The sequence below is a fragment of the Arachnia sp. genome (assembly GCF_057238465.1).
Map to the genome: position 1 here is coordinate 53,187 of NZ_DBHHFZ010000009.1, position 26,412 is coordinate 79,598.

Consider the following 26,412-nt stretch of genomic DNA (forward strand, 5'->3'; position numbering starts at 1 on the left):
GAACCTCTCCGGCCGCAGGGCCCGGAAACCCGAGCTGGGCCGGCCGGCCTTTGACGTGCCGGCCAGCCTGGTGGCGTCTACTACTTGGAGTAGAGCTCGACGATCATCTGCTCCTGGACGTCGATCACGATCTGCTCGCGGACGGGGAGCTGGTGAACAAGGATACGCATCCGGTTGGGGCGGGCCTCGAGCCACGCGGGAACGGTGCGCTCCCCGTGGGTTTCACGAGCCACCACGAGCGGGTGAAGGTTCATCGACTTCTCGGCGACGTCGATGATGTCGTGGGCCTTGACGCGGTACGACGGGATGTTCACCTTCTTGCCGTTGACGAGGAAGTGCCCGTGCACCACGAGCTGGCGGGCCTGGCGGCGGGTGGCCGCGAAACCTGCACGGTACACGACGTTGTCGAGACGCGACTCGAGGATCTGCAGCAACGTGTCACCGGTCTTGCCGGGGTGACGGTCCGCTTCCTCGTAGTAACGGCGGAACTGCTTCTCGAGGACGCCGTAGGCGAAACGTGCCTTCTGCTTCTCCTTGAGCTGCAGCGAGTACTCGGAATCCTTGGTGCGACCGCGACCATGGACACCGGGCGGGTAGGGGCGGCGTTCGAACGCCTTGTCATTGCCAACCAGGTCGGTCCCGAGGCGACGGGACTTCTTGGTCATGGGGCCGGTGTAACGAGCCATTTTCTCTTCAGTCCTTTACTTCTCGGGCGCTCAGACGCGGCGACGCTTCGGCGGGCGGCAGCCGTTGTGCGGCACGGGCGTGACATCGGAGATGGTCCCGACCTCGAGGCCCACGGCGCCCAGCGAGCGGATCGCGGTCTCACGGCCCGACCCCGGGCCCTTGACGAACACGTCGACGCGCTTCATGCCGTGCTCCATGGCGCGGCGACCGGCGGCCTCGGCGGCCATCTGGGCGGCGAAGGGGGTCGACTTGCGGGAGCCCTTGAAGCCGACGGTGCCGGCGGAGGCCCAGGAGATCACTGCCCCGTTGGGGTCGGTGATCGAGATGATCGTGTTGTTGAAGGTGCTCTTGATGTGAGCCTGTCCGGCGAGGACGTTCTTCTTCTCCTTGCGGCGCACCTTGGTCTTGGCGGCCTGCTTGCGGCTGGTTGCCATCAGTAGTCAAATCTCCTGTCTCAGCTCACCGCGCGGGTCAGCGTGCCTTCTTCTTGCCGGCCACGGCCTTCTTCTTGCCCTTGCGGGTGCGCGCATTGGTGCGGGTGCGCTGACCACGGACCGGGAGGCCACTGCGGTGGCGACGGCCCTGGTAGTTGCCGATCTCGACCTTGCGGCGGATGTCGGCGGCAACGGTACGACGGAGGTCACCCTCGATCTCGTAGTTGCCCTCGATGTGGTCACGCAGCGCGACGAGCTGTTCGTCGGTGAGCTGGTGGACACGGAGATCGCCGCTGACACCGGTGGCGGCGAGGGTCTCGGCGGCGCGGGTGCGGCCGATCCCGAAGATGTAGGTGAGTGCGACCTCCAGGCGCTTGTCGCGCGGCAGGTCAACACCAACGAGGCGTGCCATGTTCTACCTTTCAGTGTTTCCGGTCCCTGTGGGCTTCCGTCCGGTCAGATCGGGGACCGCGAAGGTGTGTGGCGTGTCGCGTCCCCTCCTGGCGCGCGGCGGTTCTCTATCCGCCGCAGAGGGGCCTTGGCCTTCGTCCAAGGGTCGGGAGTCACCGTTCGGCGGCCCTTGCGATCACGTTGTGTTCAATTGTCTGGCGGGCTGGGCGACCTGCCCCGTTCCGCGATGTTCTGCGAACCCTCGCCGGGCTTTCAGCCCTGGCGCTGCTTGTGGCGCGGGTTGTCGCAGATCACCATCACACGACCGTGCCGGCGAATGACCTTGCACTTGTCGCAGATCTTCTTGACGCTCGGCTGAACCTTCATTCGAGCAACCTTTTCAATCAGCGACTGGGCAGTTCCCTGCCCAATCTGTGGTGGATGTGCTGGCCGCCGGAAAACCACGACCGCCGCAGGCGCGCGGCAGCATCCGGGCATGGACGACCGACGACAAAGCCTACGTCACGTCCCCGGTTTTCGCCAAACGGGCACGGCAAAAGAGGGACGCCCGGCCGTGGGCCGGGCGTTGGGATTTTCGAGTCTGGACCCGCTTGGTCACTTGTGCCGGTACACGATGCGACCACGGGTGAGGTCGTAGGGGGAAAGCTCGACGACCACTCGGTCGGCGGGCAGGATGCGGATGTAGTGCTGGCGCATTTTTCCGCTGATGGTGGTCAGGACCTTGTGCCCGTTGGGCAGTTCAACGCGAAACATTGCGTTGGGCAGCGCCTCGACCACGGTACCCTCGAGTTCGAGGGCTCCTTCTTTCTTCGCCATGTGCTCTCATTCGTCAGTGGAACCCGGTTTCCGGCAGCGGCAAACAGCCGCAGTACCGCAAGCAGTTTACGCGGCGCCCTGCGGCACCCCAAATCCGCCCCGGCCCGGTCGCCCTAACCGCCGGGCCGTAACGTTGCCCCATGCAGTACTTCGCCGTTCACTACACCTATGTCGACGACGCCGAGCTCATCGCCCGTCACCGCCCCGATCACCGGGCCTTCCTGTCGGGATTGACCGACAAGGGACTCGTCGCGGGTGGTGCCTACCCCGATGCCACTCCCCCGTCAGCCCTCCTCGTGGTCAGGGCCGAGAGCGCCGAGGCCGTTTCCGAACTGCTCGCTGGAGACCCGTTCCGGGCCAACAAGGTGCTGGCCGACGTCCGAATCGTCCACTGGACCCCGGTGATCGGGATCTTCGCGGAGTAGCTTCCGCGCTCAGGTCCTGGCCAGGCGCGCCCCGAGCCAAGAGACGAGATCCGCGCAGACCTCCTTGACGTTGATCTCGTGGAACAGCTCGTGGCGTGCCCCCGGGTAGAGCTTGAGCGTGACATCCCCCAGGCCCACCCGGCGGTACTGTTCGGCCACCGATTCGATGTTCACCGCCAACGGATCGGCCTCCCCGGAGCAGATGAGAACCGGCAACCCGGGACGGACACGGGCCACATTGTCCGGGTTTCCCGCCCAGCGCGTACCCTCCAGCAGGTTCACGAACAGCTCTGCCGCCGGCGTGAACCCGCAGCGCGGATCCGCCAGGTAGGCATCCACCCAGGTCTCGTCGCGGGTCAGCCAGTCCGCCTCGGTGCGGTTCGGCCGGAAGGCGGCGTTGTAGCCCCCGAAGGACAGCCGCCGGAGCAGTTCGCTGCGATACCTGGCCCCGCATACCCGCGACACGACCCACGCCAAGCCATGGGCCATCATCCCGACCAGACCGGGCTCGGCAATCGTCCCCGAGAGCACCAGTCCCGCGAGTTGCTGCGAGTTCTCAATGGCGTAGCAGCGCGCCATTATCGAACCCATGGAGTGCCCGAGCAGGAACACCGGCACCCCGGGGTGGGCCTTCTCAGCGAATGCGATGACGGTTCCGAGGTCACCCACCGCCTTCGCCCAGCCATCCTCGGCGGCGAAGAACCCGAGCTGCGTCATGTCGGGGGCGGTCCAGCCGTGCCCGCGATGATCAGCCGCATACATCACGAACCCCTGCTCCACCACGGAGGCGGCCAGCTCACCGTAGACGCCGCCGTGTTCGGCCAGTCCGTGCGCCAGCACGAGCACCCCCACCGGTTCCTCGTCAGGCAGCCAGACCCGGGTGTGGAGGGGGTGGTTGTCGAAGGCTGGGATCACACGAAGGCCGGGCTCGCTCATGGCTAGAGACTACTCAGCCCCGCACCGCTTCGAACCCACGGTTCCCTGCTCAGAGCAGCCACAACAGAAGGACGGCCACGATGGCCAGCAGGGTCACGACGCCCGCCACGGCCCCGACCGCCACCATGCCGATTCGCGCCGGGGCGCGGATCTCGCCGGTCTGTCCCGCCGGGAGTTTTCCCTCCCCGACGATCGCGGGGGTCTCGAGGGCCGCAGCCGGGAGCTGTTCCACCACGGGAACCAGCTCACCCAGGGTCTTCGCGCCGTAGATCACGTCCATTGACTGCTGGTAGGAATCCGATTCCAGCCGGCCGTCGGCGAAGGCGTCCGAAACCCGCTTGGACAGAGCCTCCCGTTCCTTCTCGCCGACCGGTTCGTCAGCGCGTTGAAGGTACCGGGAGGAGGGTGGCAGCTTGCTCATGCGATCAATGGTAGAAGTCCTGCACGTCACCCGTTGAGCGGCCCGAAAGGAGCACCGCGCGCGGCCAGTTCCTTCTCTCCCCCGTCGGGTTCCGTGAGCACCCAGAGCCCGTGTTCAGTGATGGCCACGGTGTTCTCCCAGTGGGCTCCGCGTTTCCCATCGCGGCTGCGCACCGTCCAGTCGTCGGATGCGACCACCGTCTGGTGCAGCCCGAGGGTCAGCATGGGTTCGACCGCGATGGCCATCCCCACCCCGAGACGCGGGTTGGGGCGGAACCTGAACTGGTTCGGGACATCCGGGTCCATGTGCATCCGGGAACCGATCCCGTGTCCCGTGTAGTCGCGCAACGACCCGTAGCGGCGCGGCTGGCACTTGACGGACTGCTCGATGGCCCGCGACACATCCCCGACGCGACCGCCGTCGCGGATCGCTGCTATGCCGGCCCACATGGCCTGACGGGTGGCCTCTATCATCTCGACGTCCTCCGTCCGGGCCTCCCCGACGACGAAGCTGCGGGCAGCGTCGCCGTGCCAGCCCTCCAGCACGGCACCGAAATCGATGGAGACGAGATCGCCGTCACGGATCACCCGGTTCCCCGGAATGCCGTGGACCAGTTCGTCGTTCACGGATATGCACGCAACCCCGGGAAACGGCGTGCCGTACTCGGCGCCGTAGCCCAGGAAGTTCGAGGTCGCCCCGTGCTCGGCCAGGACATTCCGACCCACCGCATCGATCTCGGCGGTGGTGATGCCCACCACGGCGGCCTCCTGCATCCGGCGCAGGCCCTCTGCCACGACCAGTCCCGCGGCGCGCATCTTCCTCAGTTGTTCGGGCGTCTTGATCTCTATCGACATCTCAGGCCTTGTGCGCCGCCACCGCATCGAGCATCCGCTGCCGCACCTCCTCGACGGTGCCCGTGCCCTCGATCTCCACCAGCAAACCCTGCCGCTCGTAGTGGAACAACAGCGGTGCGGTCTGGCCCGCGTAGACCTCCATGCGACGCCTGATGGTGTCCTCGTTGTCGTCCGTCCGCCCCTCCTTCTGGGCCCGGTCCAGAAGGCGCGCGACCAGCTCATCGGGCTCCACCACCAATGAGACCACCGCGTTGAGGCCCCGTCGCTGGCGGGAGAGATGCCGGTCCAGGAAGTGCACCTGGTGCATGGTTCGTGGGAACCCGTCGAGGAGGAAACCGGATGCGCAGTCCTCCTCGGCCAGCCGGTCGGCGACGATGGCCTCCGTCACGTCATCGGAGACGTACTCCCCGGCCTCGATGAGGGCCTTGATCTTGACGCCCAGTTCGGTGGCGTTGCGGATGTTGGCGCGGAAAATGTCGCCCGTTGAAATGGCTGGCACCGAGTACGCCTCGGCCAGCGCTGTCGACTGGGTGCCCTTGCCTGCTCCGGGGGCGCCCATGATGAGCATTCTCACCTCAGGAATCCTTCGTAGTTGCGTTGTTGCAGCTGACTTTCGATGCGCTTGACCGTGTCAAGGGCCACACCGACGATGATGAGGATGGAGGTTCCACCGAACGGGAAGTTCTGGTTCGCACCAACCGCGATGAACGCGAGGGTCGGGATCATCGAGATGACCGCCAGGTAAAGCGACCCCGGCGCGGTCAGGCGATTCAACACGTAGGTCAGGTAGCGCTCCGTCGGTTTGCCGGCGCGGATGCCGGGTATGAAGCCGCCGTACTTCTTCATGTTGTCCGAGACCTCCTCGGAGTTGAAGGTGATGGCGACGTAGAAGTAGCAGAAACCGACGATGAGCAGGAACTGCAGGGCGCTGTAGACCCAACTGTTCGTGTGGAAGTTGGCGGCGATCCACTGCCCGGTTCCGGACTCGGGCCGGAAGGTGGCGTAGAGGATCGGCAGGTAGAGGATGGAGCTGGCGAAGATCACGGGGATGACGCCGGACTGGTTGACCTTCAGCGGGATGTAGGTGGTGGATCCACCGACGAGCCGCCGGCCCACCATGCGTTTGGCGTACTGGACGGGAACACGGCGCTGCCCCTGTTCCATGAACAGGATTCCGAGCATCACGAGCAGACCGATGGCGATGACCGCCAGGAACAGGAACCAACCGGTGGCGCCCTGATGGCCCTGCTTGATGGACCACAGGCCCGTCGGGAACTGGGCGGCGATCTGGGTGAAGATCAGCACGGACATGCCGTTGCCGACACCGCGGTCGGTGATGAGCTCACCCAGCCACATGATCACGACGGTTCCGGCGGTCATGGTGAGCACCATCGTGACCATCGGGAAGAGTTCCTGGGAGTAGAGGATGCCGTGGCAGTTCAGCAGCTGCCCGGTGCGCGCCATGGTGACGAACGCCGTCGCCTGGAGCAGCGCCAGCACGAGGGTCAGGTATCGCGTGTACTGGGTGATCGTGGCCTGCCCCGAGGCGCCCTCCTTGCGGAGGGCTTCCAGCCGTGGGATCACCACGGCGAGCAGCTGCAGGATGATGGAGGACGTGATGTAGGGCATCACACCCAGGGCGAAGATCGTAAGGTGCAGCAGGGCACCGCCCGAGAACAGGTTGATCAGGGAGTAGAGCCCTGCCTGCGAACCTGCCGTGGCGTCGGCAACGCATATGTTCAGCGCCTGCATGTTCACGTTCGGGGCAGGGATGGTGGAACCGAGACGGAACACCAGGAGGATCCCAAGCGTGAAGAAGATCTTCTTGCGCAGCTCAGGCGTCTTGAACGCGCTAGCGAAGGCGGAGAGCATCCGGCCCCTCTTTCAGTTGCTCAGCAAATTACTCGTCACCCACCTCAGGCAACCTAGGCAGCGTACCAAGGGGCAAGCACATTCCCCAATGCCGCGCCACGCCCGGGACCTCTCGGATCCGTCCGGGCACCGCCACCCAGCGACGCCGGGACCCGACACATCCCGGGAGTATTGCATACTTCCGGCCAGCTCTCCTAAGCTCTCCAACATCGACTTCGCAACGTGAGCGTCGTCGTTGGTTGGGGGGCAACATGAAAAAAGTAAAAGTAATGACCATTTACGGGACCCGTCCCGAGGGCATCAAGATGGCGCCCGTCATCCGTCGCCTCGAGGAGGATCCGCGATTCGAGTCGATCTCGGTGGTCACGGGACAACACCGCGAGATGCTGGACCAGGTGGGCGAGGTGCTGGGAATCACCCCGACGCACGATCTCGACGTTTTCGCGCCGGGCCAGACCCTCAACGAGATCATGGCCCGAATCATCACGCTGCTCGACCCGATCCTCGAAATGAAACGCCCCGACGCCGTCGTGGTCCAGGGCGGCACATCCACCGTCGCGGCGGCCGCGCTGGCCAGCTTCAACCGTCACATCCCCATCGTCCACCTGGAGGCGGGGCTCCGCAGCGGCGACATCGCGGCGCCGTTCCCGGAGGAGGCCAACCGCAGCGTCGCGACGCGGGTCAGTTCTCTCCACCTGGCCCCGACCCGGCAGTGCCGGGTCAATCTGGAACGAGAAGGGGTGCGCGGCAAGGACATCATCGTCACCGGGAACACCGTCATCGACGCCCTGATGCGGGCGGTGGAGGCCGATGTCCCCATCCGGAACGAGAAGATCCGCGAGGTGATCGCCTCGAACGCACCGATCCTGCTGGTCACCGCCCATCGCCGCGAGAACTGGGGAGCCCCCATGGAGCGGATCGGCAATGCCCTCGCCCGCCTGGCCCGCAGCCACCCAGGGCTCCGGGTGATCCTGCCGGCCCATCTCAACCCGATCGTCAGACACTGTCTACTGCCCCCGCTGGCCGGCCTGGAAAACGTCATCGTCTGCGAACCCCTCCCCTACGGCGAGTTCATCCAGGTGTTGAAGGCCTCGGACATCGTCCTGACCGATTCCGGCGGATTGCAGGAAGAGGCACCGGCCCTCGGCAAACCCGTCTTGGTGCTGCGCGAGAGGACAGACCGTCCCGAGGCGATCAAGGTCGGCGCGGCCCGGCTGGTCGGCACGGACGAGGAGATCATCCTCTCGGAGATCGGCAACCTGCTCGACCTCCCCGCCGGCCACGCCCCGGTTTCCGAGTCGGTCAACCCCTACGGGGACGGCGCGGCCGCGGTGCGGGCGGTCGCGGGAATCGCGGCCCTCCTCGGTGTCGGCGATCCCCTGCCCGATTTCGTCAGCCACACCCCGGCGCGTCCCTGGCCGCTGGCCAGGTCCGCCTGAGAGGGTCCACCCGGGACCGGGGCCCCAGCGGAACCGGAACCACCCGGCGGGAAAAGGAAGGGGCTGGGTGCCGAATCCTCGGATCGGCACCCAGCCCCTTTTCGGTATCGCTTCTCAGGCCTCCACCGCGGAGCCGCCGGCCGCGGCCAGCTTCTCCTTCGCGGAGTTCGAGAACGCATCAGCCGTCACATTGAGGGCGACGTTGATGTCGCCGTCGCCCAGCACCTTGACGAGCGCGCCGCTGCGGACGGCACCGGCCTCGACGAGATCCTCAACCGTGACCGCTCCCCCCTTGGGGAACAGCTCGGCAAGGCGACCGACGTTGACGACCTGGTACTCCACGCGGAACGGGTTCTTGAAGCCCTTGAGCTTCGGGATCCGCATGTGCATCGGCATCTGACCGCCCTCGAAGTTCGCGGGCACGTTCTTGCGAGCGCCCGTACCCTTCGTGCCACGACCGGCGGTCTTGCCCTTGGACGCCTCACCGCGGCCCACGCGGGTCTTGGCGGTGTTGGCGCCCGGGGCGGGACGCAGGTGATGAATCTTGAGAGCCATTACTTGACCTCTTCCACTTCCACGAGGTGGGCGACGGTGCGGATCATGCCGAGCACCTCGGGACAATCCTCACGCACCACCGTCTGACCGATGCGCTTCAATCCCAGGGTGCGAAGCGTGGCCCGCTGGTAGTCCTTGCCACCGATCCCCGACTTGATCTGGGTGATCCTCAGTTCCGCCATCAGCCAGCCACCTCTTCCTTGCGTGCACGGAGCAGCGCCGCCGGGGCGACGTCCTCCACCGGCAGGCCGCGACGCTTCGCGACGGACTCCGGTTCCTCGAGCTGCTGCAGGGCATCCACCGTCGCATGGACGACGTTGATGGCGTTGGCCGAGCCGAGCGACTTGGACAGCACGTCATGCACACCGGCGCATTCGAGCACCGCACGCGCCGATCCGCCGGCGATGACACCGGTACCGGGCGATGCGGGGCGCAGAAGCACCACGCCCGCGGCTTTCTCGCCCTGCACGGGGTGCGGGATGGTGCGCTGGATCAGCGGCACGCGGAAGAAGTGTTTCTTGGCCTCCTCCACGCCCTTGGCGATGGCGGCAGGCACCTCCTTCGCCTTGCCGTAGCCGACGCCGACGGTTCCCTCACCGTCACCGACGACCACCAGGGCGGTGAAGCTGAAACGACGCCCACCCTGGACGACCTTGGCGACGCGGTTGATGGCGACCACGCGCTCCAGATACTGGTTCTTCTCTTCCTTGGAAGCCTGGCCACGACGATCGTCACGGCCACGACGCTCCCCACCGCGGCGGTCACCGCGCTGCTGGGTTTCACTCATCGTGTTCCCTATCCTCTCGTCGTTCTCAGAATCCGAGACCGGCCTCGCGCGCCGCATCGGCGAGCGCGGCGATCCGGCCGTGGTACTTGTTCCCGGCACGGTCGAAGACGACGTTCTCGATGCCGGCCTGCTTCGCGCGCTGGGCGATGATCTCCCCCACCTTGCGGGCCTTCGCGGACTTGTCGCCCTCCGCCGCCCGCAGGTCCGCCTCCATGGTGGATGCGGAGACCAGGGTGCGGCCGGCGGTGTCGTCGATCACCTGGACGTACAGGTGCCGCGCGGAGCGGGTGACCACCATGCGAGGCCGCTCGGCGGTGCCGTTGATCTTCTTGCGGCCACGCAACTGACGGCGGGCGCGTGAGGCGGTCTTCGCCGCCAGGCCCTTGCGCATGCCAAGCGAGATAGCCATTACTTACCAGCCTTTCCGGCCTTGCGGCGGACGTGCTCGCCCGCGTAGCGAACGCCCTTGCCCTTGTACGGTTCGGGCTTGCGGATCTTGCGGATGTTCGCGGCGGTCTCACCGACAAGCTGTTTGTCGATGCCGTGCACCGTGAACTTGGTCTGGGTCTCGACGGTGAAGGTGATGCCCTCCGGGGCGTTGACCACCACCGGGTGCGAGAACCCGAGGGCGAACTCCAGCTGGGTGGGGCCCTTCGAGATGACGCGGTATCCGACACCCACGATCTCGAGTTTCTTCTCGTATCCCTGGGTGACCCCGGTGACCATGTTCGACACGAGGGTGCGGGTCAGGCCGTGCAGGGAGCGGGACAGCCGCTCGTCGTCCGGACGCGACACCTCCAGTTCGCCCTGCTCGTTCCTCGCGACGGTGATGGGTTCGCGAACGGTGAACTTCAGCTCACCCTTGGGGCCCTTGACGGCCACGTCCTGGCCGTCGATCTTGACCTCGACGTTGGACGGGACCGCGATCGGGAGCCTGCCAATTCGTGACATGTTCTATCTCCTTTTCAGTCTCGTCGGGTCACCAGACATAGGCGAGCACTTCGCCGCCCACGGACTTGGCAATTGCTTGTTTGTCGGTCAGCAGCCCCTGGGAGGTGGAGATGATGGCGATACCGAGACCGCCGAGCACCTTCGGGAGGGCGTTGGCCTTCGCGTAGACGCGCAGACCGGGCTTGCTGATGCGACGGAGCCCTGCGATGGAGCGCTCGCGGGAGTCACCGTATTTGAGGGTGACCTTGAGCACCTTGCCCACCTGTCCTTCAACCTCGGTCAGCTCGAAGTTCGAGATGTAACCCTCGGCCTTCAGAATCTCCGCGATGCCGACCTTGATCTTCGACGACGGCATGGACGTCGACTCCTGGTACGCCTGATTGGCGTTACGCAGACGCGTGAGCATGTCTGCGATGGGATCAGTCATTGTCATGGCTGTTTGGCTTCTTTCTCGCCCCGGTTTCCCTCACTGCTGGGGACCTTGGACAAATCGAAATTGGAAGTTCTTCTCGTGGCGCTCTGGGTCACCAGGACGACTTGGTCACGCCGGGAAGCTGACCCGCGTGGGCGAGCTCACGCAGGCAGACGCGGCACAGACCGAACTTGCGGTACACCGACTTGGGACGACCGCAGCGCTTGCAGCGGGTGTAGGCGCGCACACCGAACTTCGGCTTGCGGGACTGCTTGACCTTGAGTGCTGTCTTAGCCATGGTTCACGCTCACTTCTTCTTCTTGGGCTGGAACGCGGGGCCGCGGCTGCCCTTGACCGGCTTCGGGTCGTCGACGGCCTTGAAGGGGAACCCGAGGTGCTTCAGAAGCGCACGGCCCTCCTGGTCGTTGGTGGCCGAGGTCACGAACGTGATGTCCATGCCACGGACGCGGTCGATCTTGTCCTGGTCGATCTCCAGGAACATGACCTGCTCGTTCAATCCGAAGGTGTAGTTGCCCTTGCCGTCGAACTGGCGGCCGTTGAGGCCACGGAAGTCGCGGATACGGGGCAGGGCCAGGGTCAGCAGCCGGTCGGCGAACTCCCACATACGGTTCCCGCGGAGGGTGACGTGGCAGCCGATGGGCATGCCCTCGCGCAGCTTGAACTGGGCGATGGACTTGCGGGCCTTGGTGATGGTGGGTTTCTGACCCGTGATCACGGTCAGGTCGCGGACGGCGCCGTCGATGATCTTGGAGTCGCGAGCGGCCTCGCCGACACCCATGTTGACCACGATCTTGGTCAGACCGGGGATCTGCATGACGTTGGCGTACTTGAACTCCTCCTGCAGGGCAGGAACGATCTGCTCGCGGTACTTCTTCTTCAGGCGCGGGATCTCGATGTCGTTGCTCATCAGATCTCCTTCCCGGTCTTCTGGGCGATGCGGACGCTGCGCTGGGCCTGGTACTCGGACCCGTCGGAACGCTTCTTGGTGACATCGACGCGCTGGTAGCCGACCCGGGTCACGACCTCCTTGCCGTCAACCTTGGTGACGAGCTGGACGTTCGAGACGTGAATGGGGGCCTCGAAGCTGATGATGCCGCCCTCGATGCGACGCCCGTTGGTGCCCTGGGATTCGCGCTTGTGCCGTTTGACGACGTTGACGCCCTCGACGGTCACCTTCTGGGCGCGGGGATCGACGGCGATGATCTCACCGGTCTTGCCCTTGTCCTTGCCTGCGATGACCTTGACGCGGTCGCCCTTCTTCACGTGGAGCGAGTTCATCTCAGATCACCTCCGTGGCGAGTGAAGCGATGCGTGTGAACTTCTTCTCGCGCAGTTCCCGGGCCACCGGGCCGAAGATGCGGGTGCCGCGGGGCTCCCCGTCGCTCTTCAGGATGACGGCGGCGTTCTCGTCGAACTTGATGTACGAGCCGTCGCCGCGGCGACGCTCCTTGGCTGTACGCACTACGACGGCCTTGACGATGTCGCCCTTCTTGACGTTGCCGCCGGGGATCGCGTCCTTGACCGTGGCGACGATGATGTCACCGAGGTAGGCGTAACGACGCTTCGAGCCACCGAGAACGCGGATGCACAAGAGCTCCTTGGCACCAGTGTTGTCGGCGACCTTGAGTCGCGACTCCTGCTGGATCATTTGTTCTCCTCCGTCCGACCGGTTCCCGGGCCCGGGCCTGGTCGGAACTCGCATGATGAACCCCCTGGATTTTGCCAGGAGGCGCCCCGGGCCTCGGGCACGGGGTTTCGTCGCCCGAGAGAGGTCCCCACCCGGAAAGCCGGAGGGCACAGACTCAAGGCAACTTGCAAAGCGTACCCCAAGGGGCCCCGTCGGGCGAAACCGATACCCAGAGGGTGTGGGGCCGTCACACACAAACACGCGACGGCCCCACACCAACTCTCAGTTCACCCCCGGCCCGGAACCGGATCCGTCGGGTTTCTCCGGCTCACCGGGGTCATCCGGTTCTCCGGGATCACCGGCTTCCTCAGGTTCTGCCGATTCCTCGGAACAGCTGGATTCTCCGGGCGCCTCGGATCCACCCGGTTCGTCCGCCTTCTCCGGGTCGTCCTGCGCTTCGGATTTCTCGGTTCCCCCGGATCCGGACCTCGTCTTCTTCTTGCTCTTGCCGTTCCCGGATTCCGGTTTCCCGTGGAGGAGGTTCCGGCGTTTCCGAACGGCCAGCCAGGTTCCCAGCGAAGTGGCGATCAGGACCAGGCCCGCCAGGAGAACCCAGTAGGGAACACCGGAATCGACCTGGAGCGGCACCCGTTTGCCCACCAGGTTGTACTCGGTGTCGTACCCCTCGAGGACGAGTTGGTGTCCTCCCGTTGACAGTTCCGGCAGCGTCACCGTGGCCTCCACGGTGCCGTCCTCCGCCACCGTGAAGTTGCCGAGCATCTGCGGCTCCGACTCGACGGTGACCCGCACCTTGGTTCCCGGAAGGAGTCCTTCGATGCGAATGTTGACCTTTCCGTCCTGGGTGACCCGGTATTCGGTGTCGTGAGCGGGATATTCACCATCCTCACCCACGGGACCCAAAGTGACTTTCATCTCCGCTCCCCCGGGAATGATCGGCCGTTGCCCGAACCTGACGATCGCGTCGATGACCCCACCCCCCTGCACGCTCGGAGGTTTCGCGTCCTCATCGATGTTGATGCGCTGGGACCACGTGATCAACCTGGTCGCCCAAGCGCGGTGACCTTCCTTGTTCGGATGGAAGAGCTCCTGCAGCTTTTCCATCTTGACCACTTCGGCAGCGCCCCGCCAAGCCACGCTACCCAGGGTGAGCCTCACGAAATAGGAGTCCTCCTCACAGATGGTGTGGCTCACCGCGAAGTCCTCCACCGAGTCCGCGAAATACACAGGCCAGCCTTTGCCCGCAGCCTCCTTGACGCTTGCCTCCACCTTGCCGTTGAGGGCCGCCAGTATTTTCTCGCTCACCTCGATCTCGGCCGGGCTGAACCCGATGTAGCGGGTACCGAGATTCTTCCACGACAGCGGCCAGAGCGCCTGCGCGGAGGCGATCAACGCATCCGCCCCCAGGTTACCGTTGCATTGGCCACGCTTCTTGGGCCACAAAGGATTGGGGTAGGGTGAGACGATCACGGGGGCCATGACTCCCCCTCTCGCCTTTATCATCTGTTCACTGTTGACGGCCCGCGCAATCTTTTCATACGTGTCGGCGAACCCGGGATGCTTCTTAATTCTTTCAAGGTAGTGTTGCCGGCCTTTCTCGTCGGCACAATTTCCGAAGAAGCAGTGTCTCACTATCTCCGAGAAGCCGATGTCGTTACCGCCTATTGTGAGGAACACGATCTCCGGCGCTTCCACCTTCTTGAGAAGATTCATCTGATCGGGTTGTTTGTCGGTCTGGAGAAGGCCGAGCAGGTCGGGGCTGGTGGCCCCAGAGCAGGCGATGACCACGGCGTCGGGTTCCACATCGACGCCATAGGCGTTCCTGGAGCGGTGACAGGTGTAGTCCTCGCCGTCCTCCTCGTAGTCCCCCGCTCCTTCACCGGAGGAGTAGGAGTCCCCCAGTACGACGGTTCTTCCTCCGTGATGCTTGAGAAGGACACCTCCGTCCCCCCGCTTCAGGTCTCCGTCGATCAGGTTCACCGTCCCCCTTCTCGACACCGCGCCGAGCGCTTGGGAGCCGGCGAGCACAACCCAGTCCACCTTTCCCGTGTGTCCGGAACGAGTGCCCACGGTCCACACCTGCTCCACCGTGCCGCCCGGCGGAATCGCAGCCAGGTGTTTGCTGGGCGCGGGCACGAAGGGAACTGCCTTGCGATCGCTGAAGGAGATCAAAAGACTGGCATCCGTAACGGGATTCCTGCTCGGGTTGTGGACCGTGACCCGGAAGTGCATGAGCTCACCTGCCCGCACCGTTTCGGGATCCGCCACCGAGAGTTCGAGAGCCGCCGGTTTCAGTTTTTCCAGTTGCTTGATCAGCTCGCCCGAATCCTTTGCATCAGAAAAAGTGCCGCCCGTGACATTGGCTATGCATTCCAGTTCACCTCCGCCGTCCTCGATGTCGAAGGCTACGGCCGCCACGGTCAGGTCAAACCCTGAGTCGACGATGCTCTTCGCGACTTCGCAGGGCGGAGTGCCGCAGTTTGATTTTCCATCGGAAACCAGAACTATGGTCGCCGTTCCGTATCCCGCCGCCCTCAGGGAATCGGCAGCCGCCTTCAGGGCAGGCCCCGTGGGGGTACCACCATTGGCGGTCAGCATCTGAATCTCTGCAGTGACGTCTGTGACATCGCTGTTGTCGCTGGGAGACAGCCCTCTCACCCAACCACCCGCTTGACAATTGTCGACCTGATTCCCCTCCCCGGGGTAGGTCCAGAGCCCGACCCGCTGTCCACGACGGGACTGGACAAGGTCCTTCATGGCGGCCTTGGCTGTGGCCAGTTTGACGGTACCGGATGAGTCGTTCTCGTTCATGGAACCGGATACGTCAAATACGATGGCCAGGGGCGCATCCTCCGCGAAGGCATCGGGTGTGGCATGGACGAAGGTGGCGAGCAGAGCCAGCAGGGTCAGAACTGACAGAATTTTGCTTTTCATCGGTTCGTCTCCAATGTTGCGATCTGATCAGGGATGCCCTTCAGAATCATGTCGCCAAGAATGACGCTACTGTTCTTCTCAGATGTCACAGTAATTTCCAGACGCAAAACCTTCTCCACGGAAACGTTCACTTCCGCGGGCTTGGCGTAAGTCGCCGTGACATTTGCCAGCTCAACACCGTCACCCGTGATTACCACCTGCACGGCACCATCCGAATCGCCGCGATCATCAACACCGACGAGCCCGCTGAGTCTGTACGCCTTCCGATCGATGAGCCATACCGCCTTGCTCGGGCTGCTCACTCTTCCCGAGCTGCACTTGACGGAATTGGTGTAAGCGGTTCCATTGATCTTGGCGTCGAACGCAGAGCATCCGTATCCTTCCGCCTTCACCTTCGACAGATACACTGCCATCCCTGGTTGGGCCACAATCACCTTGACTGCGCTCGGCAGCGGTTCACCCGTGGCAACACTTGCTTCCAGCACCGTTCCCGTGCGCGAAGCAAGGTCAAAACGTTCCTCTACCTCAACCTCGACGCCAAGCCTCTTCAGGGCTTCCACGGCTTCGGTTTGGGAGAGTCCAACGACGTTGGGCATGACCGCTGGTTTGCTCACTCGAAGTTTGATCGCAGATGCAACCGCCTCCCCACCAACGGGTTCCTGGGCCACCACGAATCCCGCATCGCCGCCCCATTCCACCTCGGAGATCTCAATTGAGGACAGAGCGACTCCCGAATCAGCCAATACCTGTTTCGCATCGACGAGACCCATTCCCCTCAAATCCGGCATGGCGAGTCCAGGAACCTGCTGCGCCGCAGGGATCTCAATGACCGAGGGCCCCGCCTCGGAGCGTCCCGCCTGGATCCGCTCATTCAGGAACCACCCACCGACCAGCCCGGCCAGCAGGCAGGAGACGCTCCACAGGACGAATGCGGTCAACCCCAGTTTCCGGAGCTGGCTCCGGGTTTTCTTCGCCTGGTCGGGAGTTCTCTCCTTCCTCTTCCTGCCTCGCCGTTTCCCGGCCTCCCCGGCACCATCCTGAGATGTCTCCGTGCCCACGGGTCCGGGCGGAGCAGCGGGCCCCGGTGTTCCCACGGGCACCTGCACAGGAGGCTGGCTGGCTGGCGGGTGATTCACCACCTTTCGCGTTGGCTGCTGCTGTGCAGCGGGCGGTGGCCCCACCGGCCGGGGTGGTTGCGGCGGGCGAGGCGGCCGTGGCCCACTCACCGGGGAAGGAGCCGATCCAGCCGAGGAGCGGGGATCACCGCCCGGTGGTCGGGGTGCTCCGGCCGGTTTTGCCGCCTGCATCTGTTGAGGCGGACCGCCCGGCGGAGGGCCGGGGTTCGCTGTTCCGGGCTTCCCTCCACCGATGGAAGGCCTTGGTGACTTCGCGGGAGGCGCAGGTTTTCCGGACACCGGCCCGCCATTTTTCGCTTCCTCGACCGCGGAAACTTCTTCCCTACCCTCCGCTGTGGTCTCATTCACGGATTCCCCAGGTGCCTGCGGCTGATCGCCACCGGCCGGTCCCTGTTCATGTGTCATCGATTTTCCCTCCACCCAACTTCTTCATCACACGTCTCCGAAAAGATTCCTTCACCCTTGAAATGAGCCAATTCATCGTCGATCGCACAAACTCGAGGCCGCCCATGTGGCACACGGAACCGGCATCGTGGTGTTTCCTCGCGGCGGATAGTGATCGTTCATGTGGACTCCCCATTGATCCAGTGATGCAATTCTTGCGTACACGACCCCGCCTTGGGAAGACTTCTCGGAACCGATCCCGGTGTCGCGCAGCCCGGGCCCCACACGGCTTCATGGCGGTCAACGTCATCCTGTCCGTTGGCATCGCACCTCGGGACCCGGGTCCTGTTCGATCCATGGCATTTCCGTCGATTGCGCGGAACACACCACCTGGTGGGTCCTTCCGGGCATCCGGCCGACTTGCCCCACCCCGTGACGGCCTCTCCCAGTGGTCCTTGCCGACCTCAACGGCCCGGCGGCGCGCCAGGCCCTCCGCCCCACCCTGTGGAACGGTTTCGCGTCACCGCAGCACCGCGAACTTGTCCTCGCTGCTCAGGATCAGGTACTGGTCTTCCTGCTGGATGTAGGTGTAGCCGTCGAAGGCCTGTTTCCACAGCATCTCCGGCTGGCCGGGTTTGATCGCCACCAGTTGCACGCCCTCGCCCCTGTCATCGGAGGCTATGACGTTTCCATCCGCCGTGCGGAACACCACCCGACCGAACGCCACCGAGTACTTCTCCAGCTCGATTTTTCCCGTGCCCATGTCGGCGACGCCCACGTACATCTCCTGCGATTCCGCCAGCAACACCACCGGCTGTCCCCCGTGATCGAAGATGGTCGGGTAACCGCTGCCCCAGTTCTGCCCCCATTGCACGCCCCCGGTGCGCGGATCGAGGCGTTCAACCATTTCACCCTGAAGTGACCCGACGAGCAGGGCGTCCTTGAAGACGTGGAGCGGCCCGTTGGAGTTCGGTTTCTGCCAGATCTGGTTGCCTGCCGAGTCGTAGGCGGCCAGGCGGCCGTTGTTGTGCTCGGAGGCGACGACGATCCCGTCGATGCGCACGAAACCCGTCGAATCGCTGTACCAGGAAGGTGCGCTGCCGTCGGTCAGGGACATGGACTTGAAGCAGCTGACATCAGCCCCGAACTCGTTGACCCAGCAGAGATCGGCGAATCCGTCGCGCTCCCTGACCATGAACGCGCCCTCCTGCGGTTCGATGGCGACCTCGGTCGTCCACTCGGCGACACCCGAGCCCGCGATGTCCGGGATGCGGCTGATCCTCACCTTGCCGATGGCCTCCTCGTCCGGTTCGTAGTGGTAGACGGCCTTCGTGTCGCTTCCCACCATCGATCCGTGGCCCAGGTCGAGTTCACGCACGAATCCCCCGTCCGAGGCCCGGTGAACCAGGAACCGGTTCCTTCCGGCAGCGTCCGTGACGACCAGCCCGAACAGCCCGTCGGACAGTTTGGTGTTGATCTGGATGCTCACCGCACCACCGATCCGCTCACCGATGTCAACCGACCAGCGCTCCGAACCGTCGTCCCAGGCAAACAACTTGAGCCGTGTTTCCCCACCGGCCGCGTTGGGGGCCAGCAGCAACCCCTCAGCCACACCTCCGACGACCCCGCCCCCGCTTTGACCCTCCCATGCGATCTGGGGGGCCTGGCCAAGTCCGGCGACAGGTTTGACGGCCTCCTCCTTCCCGTTTCCCCGCAGGAAGAACCACCAGGTCCCGAACCCGGCGGCGAGCACCAGCACGGCCGCCAGCGCAATGATCAGAACCGTTCTCGCCCTGCCCGGTCCGCGCGGCGGTTGTGGCTGCCCCGCCTGCCCCGGAACCGTTTCCCCCGGGGATTGCGGGGATGCCACGGACTGCTCGGGAGGACGAGGAACGAACCCCTGCGGCGGCGCGATCATGTCCGGTCCCGGGCCGAGATGCCCGTCGGGTGGGGTGTGCTGTTCGCTCATACAGACTCCTCACTGATCCGGTAGCCCCATTCTTGCTCACCCGGAGCTGCGCGACGAAGGTTTTCCGGAACCGGTTCCGGAAGTCTCCGCCCCGCTCGGCCTGCTGTCGTCGTTTTGGTCACACGCAGACTCTTCAATAGCCAAACCTAACCAAATCGCTGGTTCCGGGGTGGTGAGCGGCTAGTCTTTCTGGCATGGAACTTACTGGAGAACTAAAGGAAGCTTTCAACGCCCAGGTCACCATGGAGCTGCAGGCTGCCGTCGTGTACCGGCAGCTTTCCATCGATATGGACGCCCTCGACCTGCCCGGCATCGCCGGCTGGTTCAAGGCCCAGTCCGCCGAGGAAGAGGTGCACGCGGACAAATTCATCACCCACATGCTGGATCGTGACGCCACCCCGCTGATCGGCGCCATCAACGCCCAGCCCAAGCACGTCACCACGGTCCTCGAGGCCTTCGAGGCCGCCCTCGCCCACGAGAAGAAGGTGTCCGAGGCCATCCGCGGCCTCTACCGCCTCGCCAACTCCACCGACGACATCGATGCCCTGCCGCTGCTGAGCTGGTTCGTCGACGAGCAGATCGAGGAGGAATCCACCGTCTCCGCCATCATCAACCGCATCAAACTGATCGGCAATGACGGCAACGGCATCCTCCGCCTCGACGAGGAACTCGGCGGTCGCTCAACGCAGGCCTGAGCCCACAGCCATTGAACAGGCGCGGGGCGGCCCGATCTCCTTCCCGGGAGTCGGGCCGCCCCGCGCCTTGTCAGGAGCAGTTGTCCCGATCAGGCGTTCCGCCGCTTCAGCGCCATTCTCGCCGAATCCACCAGCAGCACCAGACCAGCTCCCATCTGGATGCAGTCCTTGACCACCAGACGTCCGCGGCCCGACAGGAATGGCTGCCCCAGATCCGCGTCGGCCAGCCCCTCTGCCGGAGCAGTCACCCAGACCTGCGGCGTGGTGAGAAGGAACGACAGGGTGACGCAAGTGAACCCGATCAGCGCCAACGCACCCAACATGCCCAATTCAGGGCGCACCCAGTGCAGGGCGATGAACACGGCGATCAGGATGATGCTCACCCCCACGAAGATGGCCATCGGATACGTGCCATTGGCCTCATGCCAGGCTCGGTTCGCTTCATTCAGCACACCTTCGGCATTGACATGGGCCTTGTAGTTCTCGGGATCCTTGATCATCCACCTCATGAGCGGAGACGTGGCAACGAAGGGGACGATACCGTCGGCCTCATATTTGAACCATTTGAGTCCCCCGATCCACAGCAGGACGATCAAGACCCCGATCCGCAGCACCGTCATCGCAACCCGGTCGAGACCCGCGAGCCACGTGCTCACCTTGACCACAATTCCCGTTGTCCCGCTTTTATCAGTTTTGGTCACAGCTTTTCCTTCCTCGACGAGGACACCCACGAGCCGCTGCGGGCGAGACATCCGCTTCGAAGAACAAGACCTTGCCTACAAGCCCGCCGACATCGTGCGCGTCACGTGAACCACACTGATTCTCAAGCGGAGAATGCTACAGGAATCACGAAGGAAACCCGGTCATACGAGAGGTTCATCGAGTGTCCCGCTCCAGGGACCTGATTTTTCCGCCACCAACGCGAATCACCACGAATTCGCCACGACAACGGCCCGGCCTCCAAGAGGCCGGGCCGTTCATGTGATTCAGATCACTTGGCGCGTTCGATGATCTCGATCAGGCGCCAGCGCTTCTGCGCCGACAATGGACGGGTCTCCATGACGCGGACGCGGTCACCGATACCGGCGGTGTTGTCCTCGTCGTGGACCTTGATGCGCGACGACTTGGTCATGACCTTGCCGTAGAGCGGGTGCTTCACGCGGTCCTCGACCAGGACGACGATGGTCTTGTCCATCTTGTCCGAGACGACGACGCCCTGCATCACCTTGCGGCGGCCGCGCAGCTCGTTGACGGTCAGGGCCTTGCTCATCAGATCTCACCTGCTTCGCGTTTGATGAAACGGGCCTTGAAGGGCAGCTTGTGGACGGCGAGGCGCATCGCCTCGCGGGGCACCGCAGCGGAGTGACCCATGGGTGGGCTGGGGTACCCCGCCCACCCGTCCCTTGCCTATTCGGTGATGAGGGCGTAGGCGGAGATGCGTTTGACCCGCGCCGACGCCCCCCAGGCCACCAGCGTCCCAAGCAGGACGACACCGACCGCCACCACCAGAATCATCCACGGTTCAACGCCGAGGTCCACCTTCCGGAACCCCACCCCTGCCAGCAGAGCCCCGAAACCAGGCGCGAGGGCGAACCCGCCGGCAGCCCCTCCGAGAGCTGTGCCGATCAGCAACGGCGGGAGCAGTCCGGCCAGGATCTGGCGACGCAGCTGGCCAGACGTGAACCCGAGGGCTTTGAGCACTCCGAAGTCGCGCGCCTGCTGGCGGATCTGGGTGGTGATGACAACCCCGGTGACGAGCGCCGTCGTCGCCACGGTGAGGGTGACGATGGTCGCGATGAGGCCGAGCATCATGTCCGAGTACGGGCGGCTCTCTGTCTCCATCGCCTGCTTCATGTCTCCGCCCGACCCGCTGGGCGTTAGTGCCTCAACCTGGCTGCGAAGTTCACCCGACGACTGCCCGGGCCGCCCGAACACCCACAGCCCTGTCGGCCGGTGCTCGGGAACTATGCGTCGGATACCGTCGTAGGTCAGGTCCGCGAACATCCCCAGCCGCCGCGATCCCTGCAGCAGCCCGACGACGAGGAAATCCTGGGCATGGCCTTGGAAGTCGACTGCGATGGTGTCGCCGATCCCTGCGCCCGTGAGGTCTGCCACCCGGGGGCCGATGGCGATCTCGTTGTCGTGGCGCGGCTCACGGCCCTCGTAGGCTGAAGTGGACAGGACATCGAAGTCCTGAAGCGTTCTGCCGGCGATCTGCCTGCCGGAGATGGTCAGCGTGAGGGAATCGTGGCGGTAGGCCTTCTCGACCCCAGGAAGTTGCCGTATCTTCTCGAGCGTGGCGTCGACGTCCTCGGGGTGCATGCGTTCGACGGTTACGTCGGCGTAGTCACCGATCAGAAAGTGCGCGAGGTTCGGCTGGATCTTGACCATGCCGACCGCGAAACTCGCGAACACCAGCACCAACGCGAGCACCATCGTTGTGGCGGCGGCGCGGCCGGGATGGACGAGCGAGTGGCCGAGCCCCAAACGTTCCGGCACCGCTCCCCGGGAACGATCGAGCGGAAGAGGCTGGGCTCTGAAATCGTGGGCCTCCAGGCCACCCCGCAACGCGACCACCGGGCTCAGGGAACGCACCCGGAGCGCCGCGAGCCCGGCGGCCAGGGCGATGGGCGCCAGCAGCACCGCGGCGGAGACGAGGCCCGCGAACAGATTGAGGCCCGGGCTCCACACCACCGAGCCTTGCTGGGAGAGCTGCCAGCTCAGGACCGGCAGGACCGAGTAGCTCAGCGCGATCCCGGCCAGCGCGGCCACTGCACCACCCAGGACGTACGGCAGGGCGACGGAGGCGATGATCCGGCCGGTGCGATATCCGAATGCCTTGAGCGCACCAATGGCGGTGGAGTCCTGCGAGATTGCCTCGGCTATGAGGGTCCGCAGGACAATGACCACGACGATCAGCAGGACCGCAGCGAAGGCGAGGAGTGACAGCGCGAACACGCTGGCCCCAAGTCCCCCACCCGTGCGTAGGAGCGCGACGCTGGCCGAGGACAGCTGCACATCCTGGCCGACAGACGCGCGTACCGCGGCCTCCGTATCGGCCAGGACCTTGTCGGCATCAATGTCGGCGGTAACGTTCGCCGAGGTCAGGGTGATCTGGTTCGTCCACCCGGTGATGTCGACGCCCGGGTTGGTGACGAACAGCATGACCCCAAAGGCACGGCCGGTGAAATGGGTGGCCTCGAGGTAGCCCTGGACGTGGAAAGTGTGGTCCTGACCGTCGGCGCGAATCGTGACCGGTTCGCCCAAGGGGTAGTCGGAGGCGAGCGTGAAGGGGATCACGATGCCGTCGTCGAAAGTTGTCTCGGCGAGCGCGGTAACGCGGTACTGGTTGCGGCTCCAGTCCTGGGCCGGCGTAAACAGGAACAGGCTCGATAGGTCGGTGCCGCCGACCTCGATGCTCGACCAGCGTCCTCGGAGCCCTCGGACGTCAACCTCCGCCACGCGCCCGTCGGCGCGCAGCGTCTCGGCGACTGGGCTCCTCGGGAGGGGGTCCAGAACGATCAGATCGGTGGTTCCAAGCTCCTGCGCGCGGCGGTCGAAGTTGGAGTTGTAGTCCGTTGCAACGATCAACGCCAGGTTCGCTACGGCCGCGGCGAGCAGCGTGAGGATCCCGAGCGTGGCGAGGCGGCCCCAGTGCCGCTTGAGGTTGCGGCGGATCAGGATGGCGGTCGCCACGCTCACCACCCCATCTCGTCGAGAAAGTGCTGCAGCCTTTCGCGTCTGCCCGAGTCCTTGCGGTCGAAGCGCCCGAGTTTGAGATCCCCGACGATCACCCCGTCGCTCAAGTAGAGGATGCGGCTGCCGCGCAGCGCTGACCGAACGTCGTGGGTGACCATGAGGATGCACTGACCGCCGGCATGGAGATCACTGAGGAGGTCGAGGACGGCATCGCTTGCCTCGGAGTTCAACTGGCCGGTGGGTTCATCGGCGAACAGCACCCGCGGCTCGCGGATCAAGGCCCGGACGATGCCTGCGCGTTGCGCCTCACCGCCGGACAGAGTCGTAGCGACGGCGCCCCGGGTCCGCTCGGGCAGACCGACCCGGTCGAACAGCTCACCGGCTCGTTCCACGACCTCCCTGCGGCGCCGAGAGCCGAGCAGCCCGACCGCCAGGACGTTGTCGCTGACCGAAAGCGAGTCGAGGAGATAGACCTGCTGAAACACGAAACCGCAGTGGTCGAGCCGGAACCTTGCCAGCTTGTCTTCGGACATTTTCTCGATGTTCCGGCCGTCGAAGACGATCCGGCCGAGACTCGGCCGGTCCATGCCCGACAGGGCGTACAGCAGCGTCGACTTGCCGGCACCGGAGGGCCCCATGACGACCGTGAAGTCATCACCATCGATCTCCAGATCGATGTTCTTCAACACATGGTGCTGCGACCCTTTGCGGGAGAATGTCTTCGACAGCTTCTCAGTGGTGATCAGACTCGCCATGTCCTTGACGCTACGGCCCAGGGCCCTGAAAGGTCCTTGCCGATTCCTTAAACCTTTCTGAACTGGCGGCCCACCAAGCAATCCCACGCCGTTTTGTTGATCCGGCACACGGCTCCTCATTCACCCGGCGCCGCGTGCCGGGAAGATGGCGAGATGCGGACGGGCATTGGGAGGCGGCCACGGCAGTAACACCCGGCGCGGTTCGGCTAGGCCAAGGGCAGGGTGAGCTGAGCGACGAAACCAGCACAGCCATCCGCGTTGGCCAGGGTCAGGTCGCCCCCCATGCGCTCGGCCAGCCAGGCCGAGGTGTACAACCCCAGGCCCGAGCCCGGGATGCCGGCCGCGTTGGATCCTCGGAAGCGCTTCACCACCAGGCTTGCGACCTCCTCGTCGCGCACGCCGGGGCCTGCGTCCGTCAGACGCAGCCACCACGACTCGGCCGTGGTACCGGAGTCGACGACAACCCGCGTACCCGCGTACTTGGCCGCGTTGCCCAGGAGGTTGTCGAGGATCTGGGCGAGGCGCTTCGGGTCGGCGACGACGATCGCCTCGGCCAGCTGGAACGGTTCGAGCGCCCCCGTCGCATCGGCCGCACGAAGCAGACCCGCGACGCGCGGCGTCGACAATTCCTCGGGGACGACGGGCAGCGCGTCCAGGCGGTCGTCGCTGGCGGCACTGAGCTCGTCAATGAGGGAGTCGACGAGCCGGGCCCGCTCGGCGATCGCGTCGAGCCGCTGCTGCCGGACCGCATCGCCCTCCTTGAGCGCGAGCAGCTCGGCATTGGCCAGGATCGTGGCGACGGGGGTTCGGAGGTCGTGGCTCAGCTGGGCGACCAAGTCGCGTTTGGCCTCCTCCGCCTTGGCTGCGGCCTCGCGGGCGGCCGCGAGTTCAGTACGCATCAGGTCGAAGGAGCTCGTGAAGGCCCCGAAGGCCTGCCCACGATCCACTCTGAGAGGCGCATCCAGCCTGCCCGCACCGACATCGGCGGCAAACTGCTCCAGGCGCCGGAAGGGTCGCAACAACCTCACCCACGCCCAGAAGGCCCAGGCGGCGGCACCCACCCCGGCCAGCCCCAGCGCACCGGCCCCGATGCGTCGCGCACTCCCCCAGACCATCGCCCAATGCTGCTGCTGTCGGGAACCCAGCCACGCACGACCCACGACTCGGCCATCAACCACGACGTCGAACCCGAACGCTCCCCGCTGGGCGGCCTCGAGGTCGGAGACGATCGGGTCGCCGCTGCTTGCCACCACGCTGCCGCCCGCGACGATCGTCCAATCACCGGAATAGGTGGCCTCGATGCGGGGCCAGGTCGCACGCACGTGGGCGAGGAAGTCGTTGGCCTCCACGACATCGAACCGCGGCGCAGCGGGAGCCGGGGCCAGCCACACCGCGACCGCCCCAAGCAGCAGTACCACGGGAGCCACGAGCAGGGTGGCGAAACGCCTCACCGGCCGCCCTCAAAGACGTAGCCACGCCCCCACACCGTCTTGACGTAGCGGGGGTCGGCCGGATCCGGTTCGATGTGGGTGCGCAGACGACGCACATGCACGCTGAGCGTGGCATCGCCGGTCAGCGGCGAATCCCAGACCGCGGTAAACAGTTCCTCCTTCGGCACGACCCGCCCACGATTCGCCACGAGATGCCGAAGCAGCCGGTGCTCCATCGCCGTCAGCTTTACCTCGACCCCATCCACGAAGACCCGGTCGGCGTCGTCGTCAACCACCAGCCAGTCGTCGCGAAAACCCCGCGGCTGTCCCAGCCGGTCCAGCATGCGGCGAACCTTGGCCAGCAGCACCGCCAAGGAGACGGGTTTGCGAACGTAATCGTCACCCCCGAGCCCCAGAGCAAGGATCTGGTCGTCGTCGCTGCCCCGAGCCGACAGGAACAGGATCGGCACCTCGCTCCTTGCCCGCATTGCGCGGCACACCTCGAACCCGTTCACATCCGGCAGGTTCACATCGAGCACGACCAGTTTCGGCGGGCGCGCGTTGAACGCAGCCAACGCGGAGGCGCCATCAACGACGTACTCGGCCTCAAGCCCGAAAGCCTGCAGGTACGTTGCGATGGCATCGGCCAGCTCAGCTTCGTCGTCGACGATCAACACGCCCATGGGCTGATCGTAACCGCCACTGGAAACGGAAAGGCCCGCCCCAACCGGGACGGGCCACTTC

At 65.0% G+C, this 26,412-nt stretch carries 32 protein-coding genes and 1 pseudogene; 3 read left to right on the plus strand and 30 right to left on the minus strand.

The genetic code is table 11. The features are described 5' to 3' along the window. Nucleotides 1-80: 80 nt before the first annotated feature. From rpsD to infA, 5 genes are all read right to left on the minus strand, one after another. Nucleotides 81-686: a 30S ribosomal protein S4 gene (gene rpsD, locus ACO6D6_RS10380; protein ID WP_014847210.1), complete on the minus strand. Its 606-nt coding sequence runs from the start codon at nucleotides 684-686 to the stop codon at nucleotides 81-83. 30 nt (nucleotides 687-716) lie between these two features. After that, nucleotides 717-1,121: a 30S ribosomal protein S11 gene (rpsK, locus tag ACO6D6_RS10385; RefSeq protein ID WP_014847211.1), complete on the minus strand. Its 405-nt coding sequence runs from the start codon at nucleotides 1,119-1,121 to the stop codon at nucleotides 717-719. Nucleotides 1,122-1,158: 37 nt separating this feature from the next. Further along, a complete protein-coding gene (gene rpsM, locus ACO6D6_RS10390) occupies nucleotides 1,159-1,533 on the minus strand; it encodes a 30S ribosomal protein S13 (RefSeq protein ID WP_014847212.1) in 375 nt (124 codons plus the stop codon). A gap of 251 nt (nucleotides 1,534-1,784) precedes the next feature. Further along, nucleotides 1,785-1,898: a 50S ribosomal protein L36 gene (gene rpmJ, locus ACO6D6_RS10395; RefSeq protein ID WP_002514836.1), complete on the minus strand. Its 114-nt coding sequence runs from the start codon at nucleotides 1,896-1,898 to the stop codon at nucleotides 1,785-1,787. Between the two features lie 228 nt (nucleotides 1,899-2,126). After that, nucleotides 2,127-2,348: a translation initiation factor IF-1 gene (infA, locus tag ACO6D6_RS10400; RefSeq protein ID WP_014847213.1), complete on the minus strand. Its 222-nt coding sequence runs from the start codon at nucleotides 2,346-2,348 to the stop codon at nucleotides 2,127-2,129. Nucleotides 2,349-2,488: 140 nt separating this feature from the next. Between infA and ACO6D6_RS10405 the strand changes: the two genes are divergently transcribed. Then, complete coding sequence (locus tag ACO6D6_RS10405) at nucleotides 2,489-2,773, plus strand: YciI family protein (protein WP_484785192.1); 285 nt, start codon at nucleotides 2,489-2,491, stop codon at nucleotides 2,771-2,773. A 9-nt stretch (nucleotides 2,774-2,782) separates the two neighbouring features. On the opposite strand, the gene ACO6D6_RS10410 is transcribed toward ACO6D6_RS10405, so the two are convergent. Genes ACO6D6_RS10410 through secY form a run of 5 tightly spaced genes read right to left on the minus strand, consistent with a single transcriptional unit; the run spans nucleotide 2,783 to nucleotide 6,856 of the window. After that, nucleotides 2,783-3,709, minus strand: coding sequence for a lysophospholipase (locus tag ACO6D6_RS10410; RefSeq protein ID WP_484785193.1), 927 nt, complete (start codon nucleotides 3,707-3,709; stop codon nucleotides 2,783-2,785). 49 nt (nucleotides 3,710-3,758) lie between these two features. After that, nucleotides 3,759-4,130 carry a DUF1707 SHOCT-like domain-containing protein gene (locus tag ACO6D6_RS10415; RefSeq protein WP_484785194.1) on the minus strand — a complete coding sequence of 124 codons (372 nt, stop codon included), beginning with the start codon at nucleotides 4,128-4,130 and terminating at the stop codon, nucleotides 3,759-3,761. Between the two features lie 26 nt (nucleotides 4,131-4,156). Continuing rightward, complete coding sequence (map, locus tag ACO6D6_RS10420; RefSeq protein WP_484785195.1) at nucleotides 4,157-4,984, minus strand: type I methionyl aminopeptidase; 828 nt, start codon at nucleotides 4,982-4,984, stop codon at nucleotides 4,157-4,159. A gap of 1 nt (nucleotide 4,985) precedes the next feature. After that, nucleotides 4,986-5,558, minus strand: coding sequence for an adenylate kinase (locus ACO6D6_RS10425; RefSeq protein ID WP_484785196.1), 573 nt, complete (start codon nucleotides 5,556-5,558; stop codon nucleotides 4,986-4,988). Then, entirely contained in the window at nucleotides 5,555-6,856 is a 1,302-nt protein-coding gene (gene secY / locus ACO6D6_RS10430; protein WP_484785197.1) for a preprotein translocase subunit SecY, read from the minus strand. The genes ACO6D6_RS10425 and secY overlap by 4 nt, the downstream gene beginning before the upstream one ends. Before the next feature lie 269 nt (nucleotides 6,857-7,125). Here secY and wecB point away from each other — a divergent pair, with 269 nt between their 5' ends. Further along, a complete protein-coding gene (gene wecB / locus ACO6D6_RS10435; RefSeq protein ID WP_484785198.1) occupies nucleotides 7,126-8,295 on the plus strand; it encodes a non-hydrolyzing UDP-N-acetylglucosamine 2-epimerase in 1,170 nt (389 codons plus the stop codon). A 114-nt stretch (nucleotides 8,296-8,409) separates the two neighbouring features. On the opposite strand, the gene rplO is transcribed toward wecB, so the two are convergent. The 13 genes from rplO to ACO6D6_RS10500 form a co-directional block, all read right to left on the minus strand. Next, nucleotides 8,410-8,850, minus strand: a complete 441-nt coding sequence (rplO, locus tag ACO6D6_RS10440; protein ID WP_484785199.1) for a 50S ribosomal protein L15 — start codon at nucleotides 8,848-8,850, stop codon at nucleotides 8,410-8,412. Continuing rightward, nucleotides 8,850-9,032, minus strand: coding sequence for a 50S ribosomal protein L30 (gene rpmD, locus ACO6D6_RS10445; protein ID WP_484785200.1), 183 nt, complete (start codon nucleotides 9,030-9,032; stop codon nucleotides 8,850-8,852). The genes rplO and rpmD overlap by 1 nt, the downstream gene beginning before the upstream one ends. Further along, nucleotides 9,032-9,637 carry a 30S ribosomal protein S5 gene (gene rpsE, locus ACO6D6_RS10450; protein WP_484785201.1) on the minus strand — a complete coding sequence of 202 codons (606 nt, stop codon included), beginning with the start codon at nucleotides 9,635-9,637 and terminating at the stop codon, nucleotides 9,032-9,034. The genes rpmD and rpsE overlap by 1 nt, the downstream gene beginning before the upstream one ends. 25 nt (nucleotides 9,638-9,662) lie before the next feature. After that, the gene (rplR, locus tag ACO6D6_RS10455) at nucleotides 9,663-10,046 is read right to left on the minus strand and encodes a 50S ribosomal protein L18 (protein ID WP_484785202.1); all 384 of its coding nucleotides are present in this window, start codon (nucleotides 10,044-10,046) and stop codon (nucleotides 9,663-9,665) included. After that, nucleotides 10,046-10,588 carry a 50S ribosomal protein L6 gene (gene rplF, locus ACO6D6_RS10460; RefSeq protein WP_484785203.1) on the minus strand — a complete coding sequence of 181 codons (543 nt, stop codon included), beginning with the start codon at nucleotides 10,586-10,588 and terminating at the stop codon, nucleotides 10,046-10,048. Before rplF ends, rplR begins: the two co-directional genes overlap by 1 nt. 28 nt (nucleotides 10,589-10,616) lie before the next feature. Further along, entirely contained in the window at nucleotides 10,617-11,021 is a 405-nt protein-coding gene (gene rpsH, locus ACO6D6_RS10465; protein WP_484785204.1) for a 30S ribosomal protein S8, read from the minus strand. Nucleotides 11,022-11,112: 91 nt separating this feature from the next. Continuing rightward, complete coding sequence (locus ACO6D6_RS10470) at nucleotides 11,113-11,298, minus strand: type Z 30S ribosomal protein S14 (protein WP_130873492.1); 186 nt, start codon at nucleotides 11,296-11,298, stop codon at nucleotides 11,113-11,115. Between the two features lie 9 nt (nucleotides 11,299-11,307). Further along, entirely contained in the window at nucleotides 11,308-11,928 is a 621-nt protein-coding gene (gene rplE / locus ACO6D6_RS10475; protein WP_484785205.1) for a 50S ribosomal protein L5, read from the minus strand. Next, nucleotides 11,928-12,299 (minus strand): 50S ribosomal protein L24, encoded by a 372-nt coding sequence (gene rplX / locus ACO6D6_RS10480; RefSeq protein WP_484785206.1) that lies wholly within the window; start codon nucleotides 12,297-12,299, stop codon nucleotides 11,928-11,930. Before rplX ends, rplE begins: the two co-directional genes overlap by 1 nt. Nucleotide 12,300: 1 nt before the next feature. Further along, entirely contained in the window at nucleotides 12,301-12,669 is a 369-nt protein-coding gene (rplN, locus tag ACO6D6_RS10485) for a 50S ribosomal protein L14 (protein ID WP_484785207.1), read from the minus strand. A gap of 261 nt (nucleotides 12,670-12,930) precedes the next feature. Next, complete coding sequence (locus ACO6D6_RS10490; RefSeq protein ID WP_484785208.1) at nucleotides 12,931-15,600, minus strand: VWA domain-containing protein; 2,670 nt, start codon at nucleotides 15,598-15,600, stop codon at nucleotides 12,931-12,933. Further along, nucleotides 15,597-16,538: a PASTA domain-containing protein gene (locus tag ACO6D6_RS10495; RefSeq protein ID WP_484785209.1), complete on the minus strand. Its 942-nt coding sequence runs from the start codon at nucleotides 16,536-16,538 to the stop codon at nucleotides 15,597-15,599. The genes ACO6D6_RS10490 and ACO6D6_RS10495 overlap by 4 nt, the downstream gene beginning before the upstream one ends. A gap of 1,102 nt (nucleotides 16,539-17,640) precedes the next feature. Beyond that, nucleotides 17,641-19,089: a hypothetical protein gene (locus ACO6D6_RS10500; RefSeq protein WP_484785210.1), complete on the minus strand. Its 1,449-nt coding sequence runs from the start codon at nucleotides 19,087-19,089 to the stop codon at nucleotides 17,641-17,643. Nucleotides 19,090-19,283: 194 nt separating this feature from the next. On the opposite strand from ACO6D6_RS10500, the gene ACO6D6_RS10505 reads away from it, so the two are divergent. Next, a complete protein-coding gene (locus ACO6D6_RS10505) occupies nucleotides 19,284-19,784 on the plus strand; it encodes a ferritin (RefSeq protein ID WP_484785211.1) in 501 nt (166 codons plus the stop codon). A gap of 89 nt (nucleotides 19,785-19,873) precedes the next feature. Here the strand turns inward: ACO6D6_RS10505 and ACO6D6_RS10510 are convergent, their stop codons facing one another. The 7 genes and pseudogenes from ACO6D6_RS10510 to ACO6D6_RS10540 form a co-directional block, all read right to left on the minus strand. Then, nucleotides 19,874-20,515: a DUF417 family protein gene (locus tag ACO6D6_RS10510; RefSeq protein WP_484785212.1), complete on the minus strand. Its 642-nt coding sequence runs from the start codon at nucleotides 20,513-20,515 to the stop codon at nucleotides 19,874-19,876. Between the two features lie 260 nt (nucleotides 20,516-20,775). Beyond that, nucleotides 20,776-21,054 (minus strand): 30S ribosomal protein S17, encoded by a 279-nt coding sequence (rpsQ, locus tag ACO6D6_RS10515; RefSeq protein WP_484785213.1) that lies wholly within the window; start codon nucleotides 21,052-21,054, stop codon nucleotides 20,776-20,778. Further along, nucleotides 21,054-21,137, minus strand: a pseudogene (locus ACO6D6_RS10520) (50S ribosomal protein L16); the annotation flags it as partial. The pseudogene ACO6D6_RS10520 and the gene rpsQ, both read right to left, overlap by 1 nt. 54 nt (nucleotides 21,138-21,191) lie before the next feature. Then, nucleotides 21,192-23,486 carry an ABC transporter permease gene (locus ACO6D6_RS10525; protein ID WP_484785214.1) on the minus strand — a complete coding sequence of 765 codons (2,295 nt, stop codon included), beginning with the start codon at nucleotides 23,484-23,486 and terminating at the stop codon, nucleotides 21,192-21,194. Further along, nucleotides 23,483-24,238 (minus strand): ABC transporter ATP-binding protein, encoded by a 756-nt coding sequence (locus ACO6D6_RS10530; protein ID WP_484785215.1) that lies wholly within the window; start codon nucleotides 24,236-24,238, stop codon nucleotides 23,483-23,485. The genes ACO6D6_RS10525 and ACO6D6_RS10530 overlap by 4 nt, the downstream gene beginning before the upstream one ends. Before the next feature lie 206 nt (nucleotides 24,239-24,444). Continuing rightward, nucleotides 24,445-25,689: a HAMP domain-containing sensor histidine kinase gene (locus tag ACO6D6_RS10535; RefSeq protein WP_484785216.1), complete on the minus strand. Its 1,245-nt coding sequence runs from the start codon at nucleotides 25,687-25,689 to the stop codon at nucleotides 24,445-24,447. Further along, nucleotides 25,686-26,351 (minus strand): response regulator transcription factor, encoded by a 666-nt coding sequence (locus ACO6D6_RS10540; protein ID WP_484785217.1) that lies wholly within the window; start codon nucleotides 26,349-26,351, stop codon nucleotides 25,686-25,688. The genes ACO6D6_RS10535 and ACO6D6_RS10540 overlap by 4 nt, the downstream gene beginning before the upstream one ends. Between the last annotated feature and the right edge of the window lie 61 nt (nucleotides 26,352-26,412).